This window comes from Lentzea sp. NPDC060358 (genome assembly GCF_042725365.1).
Lineage (GTDB): Bacteria > Actinomycetota > Actinomycetes > Mycobacteriales > Pseudonocardiaceae > Lentzea.
Genome location: NZ_JBHXCW010000239.1, coordinates 1 through 11,473, shown reverse-complemented (window position 1 = coordinate 11,473; position 11,473 = coordinate 1). Strand labels below are relative to the sequence as shown.

12 protein-coding genes are annotated in these 11,473 nt (G+C 69.3%); 4 read left to right on the top strand and 8 right to left on the bottom strand.

Going from position 1 to position 11,473, the window contains the following annotated elements:
• Positions 1 to 42: 42 nt before the first annotated feature.
• Positions 43 to 1,506, bottom strand: coding sequence for a chitinase (locus ACFWGZ_RS33925; RefSeq protein ID WP_382455669.1), 1,464 nt, complete (start codon positions 1,504 to 1,506; stop codon positions 43 to 45).
• A gap of 99 nt (positions 1,507 to 1,605) precedes the next feature.
• On the opposite strand from ACFWGZ_RS33925, the gene ACFWGZ_RS33920 reads away from it, so the two are divergent.
• Entirely contained in the window at positions 1,606 to 2,037 is a 432-nt protein-coding gene (locus ACFWGZ_RS33920; protein WP_382455668.1) for a phosphohydrolase, read from the top strand.
• A gap of 74 nt (positions 2,038 to 2,111) precedes the next feature.
• Positions 2,112 to 2,339, top strand: coding sequence for a hypothetical protein (locus tag ACFWGZ_RS33915; protein WP_382419852.1), 228 nt, complete (start codon positions 2,112 to 2,114; stop codon positions 2,337 to 2,339).
• Positions 2,340 to 2,392: 53 nt separating this feature from the next.
• Here the strand turns inward: ACFWGZ_RS33915 and ACFWGZ_RS33910 are convergent, their stop codons facing one another.
• The 4 genes from ACFWGZ_RS33910 to lepA form a co-directional block, all read right to left on the bottom strand.
• Positions 2,393 to 3,004: a class I SAM-dependent methyltransferase gene (locus ACFWGZ_RS33910; protein ID WP_382455667.1), complete on the bottom strand. Its 612-nt coding sequence runs from the start codon at positions 3,002 to 3,004 to the stop codon at positions 2,393 to 2,395.
• 226 nt (positions 3,005 to 3,230) lie between these two features.
• Positions 3,231 to 3,755: an EF-hand domain-containing protein gene (locus ACFWGZ_RS33905; RefSeq protein ID WP_382455666.1), complete on the bottom strand. Its 525-nt coding sequence runs from the start codon at positions 3,753 to 3,755 to the stop codon at positions 3,231 to 3,233.
• A gap of 74 nt (positions 3,756 to 3,829) precedes the next feature.
• Positions 3,830 to 4,654, bottom strand: a complete 825-nt coding sequence (locus ACFWGZ_RS33900) for a DUF72 domain-containing protein (RefSeq protein WP_382455672.1) — start codon at positions 4,652 to 4,654, stop codon at positions 3,830 to 3,832.
• Positions 4,655 to 4,686: 32 nt separating this feature from the next.
• Positions 4,687 to 6,522 carry a translation elongation factor 4 gene (lepA, locus tag ACFWGZ_RS33895; protein ID WP_382455671.1) on the bottom strand — a complete coding sequence of 612 codons (1,836 nt, stop codon included), beginning with the start codon at positions 6,520 to 6,522 and terminating at the stop codon, positions 4,687 to 4,689.
• Positions 6,523 to 6,611: 89 nt separating this feature from the next.
• Here lepA and ACFWGZ_RS33890 point away from each other — a divergent pair, with 89 nt between their 5' ends.
• Both ACFWGZ_RS33890 and ACFWGZ_RS33885 read left to right on the top strand, forming a co-directional pair.
• Positions 6,612 to 7,034 (top strand): type II toxin-antitoxin system PemK/MazF family toxin, encoded by a 423-nt coding sequence (locus ACFWGZ_RS33890; protein WP_382455670.1) that lies wholly within the window; start codon positions 6,612 to 6,614, stop codon positions 7,032 to 7,034.
• Positions 7,035 to 7,105: 71 nt separating this feature from the next.
• Positions 7,106 to 7,813 carry an SDR family NAD(P)-dependent oxidoreductase gene (locus ACFWGZ_RS33885; protein ID WP_382455665.1) on the top strand — a complete coding sequence of 236 codons (708 nt, stop codon included), beginning with the start codon at positions 7,106 to 7,108 and terminating at the stop codon, positions 7,811 to 7,813.
• Position 7,814: 1 nt separating this feature from the next.
• Here ACFWGZ_RS33885 and ACFWGZ_RS33880 read toward each other — a convergent pair whose 3' ends face one another.
• The 3 genes from ACFWGZ_RS33880 to ACFWGZ_RS33870 are packed head-to-tail and all read right to left on the bottom strand — an operon-like array spanning position 7,815 to position 11,252.
• Positions 7,815 to 8,657, bottom strand: coding sequence for a transglutaminase domain-containing protein (locus ACFWGZ_RS33880; protein WP_382455664.1), 843 nt, complete (start codon positions 8,655 to 8,657; stop codon positions 7,815 to 7,817).
• A gap of 2 nt (positions 8,658 to 8,659) precedes the next feature.
• Positions 8,660 to 9,607, bottom strand: a complete 948-nt coding sequence (locus tag ACFWGZ_RS33875) for an alpha-E domain-containing protein (protein WP_382455663.1) — start codon at positions 9,605 to 9,607, stop codon at positions 8,660 to 8,662.
• A 13-nt stretch (positions 9,608 to 9,620) separates the two neighbouring features.
• A complete protein-coding gene (locus ACFWGZ_RS33870; RefSeq protein ID WP_382455662.1) occupies positions 9,621 to 11,252 on the bottom strand; it encodes a circularly permuted type 2 ATP-grasp protein in 1,632 nt (543 codons plus the stop codon).
• Between the last annotated feature and the right edge of the window lie 221 nt (positions 11,253 to 11,473).

Here is an 11,473-nt window from a genome sequence, read left to right as displayed (position 1 = left end):
GTCACGTCCATTGTGGACGTGACACCGACGGGTTTCCATCATCTAGGGCAGGGAGTCCAGATGAGGGGCAACGGTGTTCGCGAACTGCCAGTTGTTCGAGGCGTCCCAGTTGATCGACCACGTCATGGCACCGCGGATGGACGGCCAGGTCGTGCTCGGCTTGAACGACCCGCAGTTCGTGCCGCGGGCGAGGCAGCTGAGCGCGTTGTTGACGTTGGACGGCGACTGGTAGCCGCCACCGGCACCGGACGGCGACGCGGGCAGGCCGAGGCCCACCTGGTCGGCGCGCAGGCCGCTCTGCAGCTGGATGCACGCGAGCGCGGTCAGGAAGTTGACCGTGCCCTGGCTGTAGACCTGCTGGTCGCAGCCGAGCATCGAACCGGAGTTGTAGTACTGCATGTTGACGATCGTCAGGATGTCCTTGGTCGCGAGCGCCAGCTTGAAGTACTCGGCGTTGACGTTCTGCATGTCGATCGTCTGCGGCGCCATCGTGATGACCTTGCCGCCGCCGTTGTAGATGTCGCGCAGCGCCTGGCCCATGTACTGGGCGCTGACGCCGTTCTCCAGGTCGATGTCGACGCCGTTGAAGCCGTAGGACGAGATCAGGGACTTCACGCTGTTCGCGAAGTTCGCCGCCGCCGTCGAGTTGCCGACGCTGATCGTGCCCTTCTCACCGCCGACGGAGATGATCACCTTCTGGCCGCGGTTCTGCACGGTCCTGATGTCGGCCCGGAACTGCGCGTCGGTGTAGCCACCGAGCTGGCTGCTCAGACCGGGGTCGAGGTTGAACGCGACCTGGCCCTGCGTGGCCGTGGCGTCGGCGAACGAGACCGCGATGATGTCGTAGGTCGTGGGGACGTCCGACAGGCGCAGAGCGCGCGCACCGTTGTAGAAGTTCTGCCAGTAGCCCGTCAGGACGTGCTTGGGCAGACCGGTGTTCGGCGGCGGTCCGGTCGTGGTGGTGGTCGTCGTGGTCGTAGTAGTGGTCGTGGTGGTCGTCGTCGTGCTCGTGGGCGGCGTGCCGGGGCCGTCGAGGCTGACGTCGTCGGCGAAGTAGGCGGGCTGGCCGTACCAGCCGTGCACGTAGATCGTGACGCTGCCGGCACTACCGGAGTTGAAGTCCACCGTCAGCTGGCTGAAGCCGCTCGAGCCCGGCGTCCAGGTGTTCTTCTCGACGCCACCGGTGACGCCGAGGTAGACGTAGCTGCCCTGCACGTACGCGGAGAGCTTGTAGGCGGTGTTGGGCTGCACGCTCACGGTCTGCTGGCAGCGCGCGTTGCTCTGCCCGGCCGGCGCGCCCTGCAGCGCGTACGACCCGGTGCGCTTGGTGGCGCCGGTGACGCTCGTGCCCTCGGTGCAGGTCCAGCCGCTGAGGTTGCCCGCCTCGAAGCCGCTGTTGGCCGCGAGGTTCGCGGCGGCGGCGCTGCCGGTGAGCACGAGCACCAGACCGGCGCAGGCGACGAACGCGGACAGCAGCGCTATCGCTGCCCGTCTGGTCTTGGACATGGTCCACCTCCACACACTCATGCGGCGACCATGTTGTGAGTGGACTAAAAATGGACTAGACCACTGCACCTGGTCAAGTCCTGGTTTAGCTTGATGCCCGTGTTCACCCTCGAAGACGCCATCGCGATCGCCACCGCCGCCCACGACGGCCAGCTCGACAAGTCGGGTCGTCCCTACATCGGCCACCCGTTGCGGGTCATGGCTTCGGTGTCCGGCGAGCACGAGCAGATGACCGCCGTGCTGCACGACGTCGTCGAGGACACCCCGGTGACCGCCGAGGCCCTGCTGGACCGCGGTTGCCCCGCCGCCGTGGTGGACGCGGTCGTGGCGCTGTCACACCTCCCGGAGGAGCCGCAGGAGGACTACCTGCGCCGCGTGGCCGCGAACCCGTTGGCACTCACCGTGAAGCACGCGGACATCGCCGACAACACCTCTCCCGCCCGCATGGCCCAGCTGGACGACGCCACGCGCGAACGTTTGCAGGCCAAGTACGCGCGGGCCCTGAGGTTGCTCGACGAGTACGTGAGCTAGCTCGCCTTCTTCATCGGTACAGACCTCGTGAGCAGGGTGTATTATCGAAACGTAACCGAGATTGGAAGGACACGATGACCCGCCACGACCTGTCCGTGAAGTCCCTGCGCTCGAGCCTGGCCTCCCGCCGCGCGGCTCGCGTGAAGCGCCAGAGCCTGGAACGGCAGTTGGCCAGCTACACCACCGAGAGTGACCGCCTGGAGCTCGACGCCATCCTCTCCCGCCACTCGGCGGAGGAGACCGGCGAACTCCGGTCGATCATCAACCGCCAGGCGATGGACCGCCTCCTGCGTTCCGCCTGACGAACCCCTTCTGGGCCACCCCGGCAACGATGCCGAGGGTGGCCTTCGCGTTTCTAGAACAACCGCTTGAGCGTCAGCACGTTGTCCTTGCGCATCTCCTCCTGCCCCTCGGGCCCCATCAGCGGCCGTTCCACCACCTCGTCGGTGATGATGATCCAGTTGTCCGCGAGCTTCAGGTGGTCGAGCACGTCCTTGGTCGTCGGGAAGTAGTAGTCCTGGTGCTCCGACCACGACGGCGCCCCCGCGTGCCCGCCGATGACCAGGTGCCCGCCCGGCGCCACCGCCGCCGCGGCCCGCTTCAGGATGCTGTTGCGCTCCCCGTCCTCCTCGACGGGCGAGTGCAGGAACTGCGCGGTCACGAGGTCGTACAGCCCCTCGGGGAACGTGGCCTTGAGGTCGTGCTGCTCCACCGAGATCTCCACGCCGGCGTCGTAGGCGTGCTTCACCGCCCGGTCCAGCGCCGTCTGCGACACGTCCACGCCGAGCACCCGCCAGCCCCGCTTCGCGAGCCAGACGGCGTCGCCGCCCTCGGCGCACCCGACGTCGAGCGCGCTGCCGGGCGCGAGCCGTTCGGCCTCGCGGACCAGCAGCGGGTTCGGCTTGCCGGACCAGACCTGGTCCCGCTCCGAGTAGAAGGTCTCCCAGAACTCCTGTGCGGTCGTCATGGTCCCAAGGTCCCGCAGGCCGTGCGAAAACAGCAAACTACGTTGCCGATCCGGCAACACCGGATCCCGGCAGCAGGTCGACACCGCCCGGCGGAACTCACCGGACGCCACACGCTTGCCACGACCATCGAGGACGCCGTCGCGCTGGCGGACGGCAGGACGTCGGCCTGACGCTGGTCGACGTCGTCATGGCCCCCGGCGTCACGCACCTGCGGTACGCGGTGGCTCAGCCCAGCAGCGGGACGTCCAGCCGCCCGTAGTGGAACTCGCGCACCGCGACGACGAGCTCGTCCACCGTGAGCGCGCCGTCCCCGTCGAGGTCGATGCGGTCGAACGCGGCGTCGGAGTCGGCGTCGCTCAGCCCCACCGCGGACCCGAGCCACCGGCGCAGCTCGACCTTGCTCACCAGGCCGTCGCGGTCGGTGTCGCACAGGTCGGCGATCGCGGCGATGGCGGGCCGCAGCAGCTCGTCGAAACCGGTGTCGCCGCGGCCGAACATCAGCTGCTGGTTCGCGGCCAGGTACTGCTGCTGGTTCATCGCACCGGACGGGCCCACGCCCGCCGCCTCCGCCTGGCGCCGGTGGAGCTCGACGAGCGCCTCCATGACGGCCCGGCCGCGGCCGCTGTTCAGGGTCTCCCCGAACGCGGCGACGATCCGGCGGGCCTCGGCCTCGTAGTCGCCGCGGTCGATGATCCCGTTGCCGTCGACGTCCCACTTCTCGAAGCGCCGGACGTCGTTCTCAAGGCTCATAACGGAGGTCATGTCCCCCGACGTTAGGGAACGCGGCAGGTCACCGACAGTCGCACGACCTGATGAACCTCTGCTCAGAACAGGGTCGCGGGCTCGACCGGCTCGGGTTCGGGCAGTGCGTCGAGGCCGGGCACCAGCGCGCGCACCTCGTCGTGGAACCGGCGGGCGAGCGCCGGGGCGTCGTCGTTGCCGGGGGTGTGCAGGAACACCGTCGGCGACCTGCCCTCCCGCAGCCAGCCGGCGACCACCTCGGTCCACGGCTGCCACCCCTCGACCGTCTCCTCGGCTGAGTCCCTGCCCAGGTAGCGGACGACCGGGTGGTCGCTGAGCGCCCGCGTCCGCCGCGGCAGCCGGGGCTTGCGCTCCCAGGCCTCCTGCTCGGCCTCGCTGGTCGGCGGGCTCCGGAAGAGGACCTCGGTGTCGAACGGCACCCACTCGGCGTCCACGCTGGAGAGCGCGCCCTCCAGCAGCGACGTCGCCCGCTCGTCGGTGAAGAACGAGGGGTGGCGCACCTCCACGGCCCGCCGGAGGCCGGCGGGCAGCCGGCGCAGGAAGCGGGCCAGGGCGTCGACCTCCGCCGGGCCGAACGAGCCGGGCAGCTGCGTCCACAGGACCGCGCGGTCGCCGAGGGGTTCGACCGCGTCGAGGAACGCCCGCATCTCGGTCTCGACGCCCGCCAGGCGCCGCTCGTGCGTGACGGTCTTGGGCAGCTTCACCACGAACCGGAACCCGGGGTCGGTCTGCTCCGCCCAAGCGGTCACGGTCTTGCGGGCGGGCGTCGCGTAGAACGTGGTGTTGCCCTCGACGGCGTTGCACCAGCCCGCGTAGGCCCGCAGCCGCTCCCCTGCCGGGAGCGACTGCGGCAGGAACCGACCGACCCACGCCTTGTGGTTCCACATGGCGCAGCCGACGTGAAGACGTGCCACCGCGGCTACTTCTTGCCCTTCGGCTCGTCGGTGGACAGCGCGGCGACGAAGGCCTCCTGCGGCACCTCGACCCTGCCGACCATCTTCATGCGCTTCTTGCCTTCCTTCTGCTTCTCGAGCAGCTTGCGCTTACGGGTGATGTCACCGCCGTAGCACTTGGCCAGCACGTCCTTGCGGATGGCGCGGATCGTCTCGCGGGCGATCACGCGGGCACCGATCGCGGCCTGGATCGGCACCTCGAACTGCTGCCTGGGGATGAGCTCACGCAGACGGGTCGCCATGCGCGTGCCGTACGCGTAGGCGTAGTCCTTGTGCACGATCGCGCTGAACGCGTCGACCGTCTCGCCCTGCAGCAGGATGTCGACCTTGACGAGCTCCGCGTCCTGCTCGCCCGCCTCCTCGTAGTCCAGGGAGGCGTAGCCGCGGGTGCGGGACTTCAGCGAGTCGAAGAAGTCGAAGATGATCTCGCCGAGCGGCATCGTGTAGCGCAGCTCGACGCGGTCCTCCGACAGGTAGTCCATGCCGCCGAGCTGGCCGCGCTTGGACTGGCACAGCTCCATGATCGCGCCGATGTAGTCGGACGGGGCGATGATGGTGCACTTGGTGACGGGCTCGTAGACCTCGGCGCGCTTGCCCTCCGGCCAGTCGGACGGGTTCGTCACGACGTGCTCGGTGCCGTCCTCCATCACGACGCGGTACACGACGTTCGGGGCCGTGGAGATGAGGTCGAGGCCGTACTCGCGCTCCAGCCGGTCGCGGGTGATCTCGAGGTGCAGCAGGCCGAGGAAGCCGCACCGGAAGCCGAAGCCCAGCGCCGCCGAGGTCTCCGGCTCGTAGGTGAGGGCGGCGTCGTTGAGCTGGAGCTTGTCCAGCGCCTCGCGCAGCTCCGGGTAGTCCGAACCGTCGACGGGGTACAGGCCGGAGTAGACCATCGGGCGGGGTTCGCGGTAGCCGGCCAGCGGCTCCGTGGCGCCCTTGCGCTCGGACGTGACGGTGTCGCCGACCTTGGACTGGCGCACGTCCTTCACGCCGGTGATCAGGTAGCCCACCTCGCCGACGCCCAGACCCTGCGACGGCTTCGGCTCCGGGGAGACGATGCCGACCTCGAGGATCTCGTGGGTGGCGCCCGTCGACATCATCTTGATGCGCTCGCGCGGCGTGATCTTGCCGTCGACGACGCGGATGTAGGTGACGACGCCGCGGTAGGTGTCGTAGACCGAGTCGAAGATCATCGCGCGGGCCGGGGAGTCCGCCGCGCCGACCGGGGCCGGCACCTTCCGGACGACCTCGTCCAGCAGCGCCTCGACACCGAGACCGGTCTTCGCCGAGACCCTCAGCACCTCCTCCGGCTCGCAGCCGACGATGTGCGAGATCTCCTTGGCGTACTTGTCCGGGTCCGCGGCGGGCAGGTCGATCTTGTTCAGCACCGGGATGATGGTGAGGTCGTTCTCCATCGCCAGGTACAGGTTCGCGAGCGTCTGCGCCTCGATGCCCTGCGCGGCGTCCACCAGCAGCACGGCGCCCTCGCAGGCCTCCAGCGCGCGGGACACCTCGTAGGTGAAGTCGACGTGGCCCGGCGTGTCGATCATGTGCAGGACGTGGTCCTGGCCTTCGAGCTGCCACGGCAGGCGCACGTTCTGCGCCTTGATGGTGATGCCGCGCTCGCGCTCGATGTCCATGCGGTCGAGGTACTGAGCGCGCATCGCCCGCGCTTCGACCACGCCGGTGAGCTGCAGCATGCGGTCGGCCAGCGTCGACTTGCCGTGGTCGATGTGCGCGATGATGCAGAAGTTCCGGATGAGCTCCGGAGGCGTGAAGGTCGTGTCGGCGAACGTGGTCAAGGCAGTCCTCAACAGGAAATCGGACGGGTGTCCCCTCATGGTCCCATAGTGGCGGTGGTGCTCTGCACCACTAGGGTGCGTTCGTGCAGATGAACGGTGAGGACCCCCGCCCCGAGAAGGGCGCGGTCCGGGAGATCTACGACGCGGCCGGTGCCGCGAAGCTCGCCTACGAGCCCTCGGTGGACGGCGACGCCGACCCCGGCGAGGTCGTCTGGGCCTGGGTTCCCTACGAGGAGGACCCGAACCGCGGCAAGGACCGCCCGCTGCTGGTCGTGGGCCACGCGAACGGCGACCTGATCGCGTTGATGCTCTCCTCGAAGGAGCCGCGCGACGACTACCTGGAGCTGGGCGCGGGCGCCTGGGACCGCGAGGGCCGGGACTCCTACCTGCGCCTGGACCGCGTCTTCGCGCTCGACTCGGACGACGACATCCGCCGCGAGGGCGCCGTGCTGGCCCCCGCCGCGTTCGGCGAGGTCGTGGACGCCCTGCGGGAACGCCACGGCTGGCGCTGAGCCTGGTACCGGCAGTCCCGGGAAAACCAGTCGGCTGGTCGGCCCCAGGGGTCACGACGACCCTGGGACCCATGACCACGACACTGATCACCGGGGCGAACAAGGGCCTCGGTTTCGAGACCGCCCGCCGCCTCCTGGCCGCGGGCCACACCGTCTACCTGGGCAGCAGGGACGCCGAACGGGGCCGCCTGGCCGCTGAGCGGCTGGGGGCGCGCCTGGTCGTCCTCGACGTGACCGACGACGAGTCGGTGGCCGCCGCCGCGAAGGCCGTCGAGGCCGATGGCGGACTGGACGTGCTGGTGAACAACGCCGGCGTCGAGGGCCGCACGGAAGACGGCGCCGTCGTGACCGCCGCGGACACGACCGGCGAGCACATGCGCACGATGTTCGAGACGAACGTCTTCGGCCTCGTGCGGGTCACCCACGCGTTCCTGCCGCTGCTGACCCGTTCCGCCGCGCCCGTCATCGTGAACGTGAGCAGCGGCCTGGCCTCGGTCACCTCCGCGAGCACGCCGGGCTCACCGACGCACTTCTACCCCGGTGTGGCGTACCCGGCGTCCAAGACGGCGGTCAACATGGTCACCGTGCAGTACGCGAAGGCGTTCCCCGGCATCCGGATCAACGCCGTCGAGCCCGGCTACACGAAAACCGACCTCAACGCGAACACCGGCACCCAGACCGTCGAGGAGGGCGCCGAGATCATCGTCCGCATGGCGCAGGCCGGTCCCGGCGGCCCGACCGGTGGCTTCTTCTCCGCCCACGGCCCGCTGCCCTGGTGACTCAGGCGAGCCGCGTGATGTCCACCGTGACCTCCAGCGCGGTCGCCGCACCGCCCGAGTAGATGCCCTTCAACGGCGCGACGTCGGCGTAGTCGCGGCCGAGCGCCACCCACACGTGGCGAGGACCGACCGGGATCGCGTTGGTGGGGTCGTACCCCCACCAGCCCCCGGTCCACGCCTCGATCCACGCGTGCGACTCGCCGCGCACCGTCTCCCGGAGCGCGCCGTCCTCCTTCGTGTGCAGGTAGCCGGAGACGTACCGGGCCGGGATGCCCATGCCGCGCAGGAGGACGAGGCTGAGGTGGGCGAAGTCCTGGCAGACGCCCTTGCGCTCCTGCCACGCGTCGACGGCCGAACTGTGCACGCCCGTCGACCCCGGCTGGTACTTGAGCTGTTCCCAGACCCACTGCGACGCGGCCAGCACGGCGTCCGAGGGCGACTTGCCCTTCTTCAGCTCGCGCGCCTTGGCCAGCAGCTCACGGTCGCGCGGTGTGTAGCGCGTCGGTTCGAGGAACTCCGTGTACCGGTCGACGAGGTTCTCCTCGCGCATGTCCTGCCACGTGCCCGTGATCACCGGTTCGATCTCCGAGCTGGTCTCCACCACGGACGACGCGACGACCTTCAGTTCCGTGTGTGGCGCGTGCAGGTCGAACGACGTGACCTCGGTGCCCCAGTAGTCGGTGTACCGGAACGCACGGGTCGCAGGGCTCGTCTCGACGCGTGAGACCACCACGTTCTGACGGCGGTCACCGCGCGGGGTGAGCCGTGCCTCGTTGTACGACTGCACCACCGGCGCCTCGTACTCGTACCCCGTCGTGTGCACCACGCGAACTCGCCAGCTCATGGTCAGCCCACCTCGGTGTTCGTCCAGGCGACCCACGGCGCCACGTGGAAGTACTGCTGCGACACGGCTTCACCGACGTCGCGCACGGTCTTCTGCAGTGCCGCGAGCCGTTTCGGCAGGTCGTCGATCAGGTCATGCGGCCGCAGGAACTCCAGTTCGCTGCGCGCCTTGCCGCGCAGCCGGAGCGCCTCCGCCCGTGCTCCCACTCGAACCGAGGGTTGGTCGTCCAGTTGTTCCAGGCACGACTCGGCTTGCCGCAGCGCGTGGAACACCGACCGCGGGAACAGCCTGTCCAGCAACAAGAACTGCACCACGCGCGACGCGTCCAACGCCCCGCGGTACGTTCGCAGGTAGGTGTCGTGCGCACCGGCCGACCGCAGAACCGTGACCCAGCCGGGAGAAGACGCCTTGTCGCCGACCCGTGCGAGGAGCAGCCGCACGATCATGTCGACGCGTTCGACCGAGCGTCCCAGCACGAGGAACCGCCACCCGTCGTCGCGCGACATCGTGGAGTCGGCCAGCCCGGCGAAAATCGCCGCGCGTTCCTCGACGAAGCTGAAGAACGCGTGCGGCCCCATCGTGCGCGCGTAGGTCTCCCGTTCCGCGACGGCGTTCCACATCGCGTTGAGGCACTCCCACATCTCGGTCGACACGACTTCGCGCGCACCACGGGTGTTCTCGCGCGCGCTGTTGACCGACGCGACGATCGAGCTGGGGTTGTCCTTGTTGTACGCCACCAGTTCCGTCAGCGACCACACGTCGAACTGGTCCGCCCCCGCCGGTGGCGTGATCCCGAGGACCGTGAGGAGCTGCCGCGAGGCGGCGTCGGGGTCGACGGTCGCGTCCTCGAGCAACTGGTGGACCGAGACGTCGAGGATGCGCGCCGTGTCGTCCGCCCGTTCGACGTAGCGGCCGATCCAGTACAGCGACTCCGCGTTGCGTGCCAGCATTCCGCGCGCCTCCCTACTGCTGCTGTTGTTGCTGTTGCTGGGAAGTCGTGAGCTCCGGCCCCTGCTCGGCCGCCGAGACCTCCATGTCGGACGGGCCGGCGAGCCCCGGTTCCGCGAGCTCCCGCTCCTGCGTCGAGGACTTGGCGGCGAGCACCCACGTGTCCTTGGACCCGCCGCCCTGCGACGAGTTGACCACCAGGCTGCCCTCCGGCAGCGCGACGCGGGTGAGCCCGCCGGGCAGCACGAAGATGAAGTTGCCGTCGTTGACCGCGAACGGCCGCAGGTCGACGTGCCGGGGCGCGAGCTTGTCGCCCACCTTGGTCGGCACGGTGCTCAGTTGCACGACGGGTTGCGCGATCCACCCGCGAGGGTTGCTCCTGATCCGCTTGCGCAGCGAGTTGAGCTGCTTGACAGTGGCGTCCGGCCCGAACACGATCCCGTAGCCGCCGGACCCCTCGACGGGCTTCACCACGAGCTCGTCGAGCCGGTCGAGCACGTGCGACCGTTCGTCGGTCAGCCAGCACCGGAAGGTGTCGACGTTGGGCAGCAGCATCTTCTCGCCGAGGTAGTACTGCACGATCTCGGGCAGGTAGGTGTAGACGAGCTTGTCGTCCGCCACCCCGTTGCCCACGGCGTTGGCGACGACGACGTTGCCGGCCCGGGCCGCGTTCACCAGTCCGGCGACGCCCAGCACCGAGTCGGGCCGGAAGTGCACCGGGTCGAGGAAGTCGTCGTCGATGCGCGGGTAGATGACGTCGACCTGCCGTTCTCCCTCGGTCGTGCGGAGGTAGACGAAGTTGTCGCGGCAGAACAGGTCGCGTCCCTCGACCAGTTCCACCCCCATCTGCCGCGCGAGCAGGGAGTGCTCGAAGTAGGCGGAGTTGGCGAGCCCCGGCGTGAGAACGACCACGTTCGGATCGGCCGCGTTGGGTGCCGCCGCGTTCCTGAGGGCTCGCAGCAGATGAACCGCGTAGTCGCCCACTGCGCGCACGCGATGGCGTGCGAACAAGTCGGGGAACACCCGCGCCATCGTCCGGCGGTTCTCCATGACGTACGACACCCCGGACGGGCACCGCAGGTTGTCCTCGAGGACCCGGAACGTCCCCTGCTCGTCCCGCACGAGGTCGACACCGGAGACGTGGAGGCGCACCCCGTTGGGTGGACTGATGCCGGCCGCCTCCCGGTGGAAGTGCTCGCAGCTGGTGATGAGCCTGCGGGGCAACACCCCGTCCCGGACGATCTGCGCGTCGCCGTAGATGTCCGCGAGGAACATCTCCAACGCCCGCACCCGCTGCACGATGCCCTTCTCGAGCTTCGACCACTCGCTCGCGGTGATGATCCGCGGGATGAGGTCGAGCGGGAACGGCCGTTCCTGCCCGCTCAGGGAGAAGGTGATCCCCTGGTCGACGAACGCCCGGCCGAGTGCCTCGCTGCGCGCGTTCAGGTCGTTGACCTGGGACGGGGCCACCGACTCGTACAGCGCGCGGTAGGCGCTGCGCACCCCGTCCTCGGCGGAGAACATCTCGTCGTAGGCGTCGGCGTGCGGCCGCTCGGGGTCGAGGTAGCCGTTGAACAGCTCACCGAGCCGCGGCGTGGTGACCGTGCGGCTGCGGCGCAGTCCTGACGTGCGGGCCCGGTGCTCCATGGTCCACATCTTCACCCCGGCCGGGCGGTTCGCGCACTAGTCCGACCGGACCGGAAACCTGCTGGAAACCAGCACCGCAAGTGGGTCCGCCGCCGGCGCAGGACGGTTCGGGCACGAAAAAAGCCCTGCGGGGAGCGCTTGTGGCGCTCGACCCGCAGGGCAAATTAAGTTCGGCGGCGACCTACTCTCCCACACCGTAACCAGTGCAGTACCATCGGCGC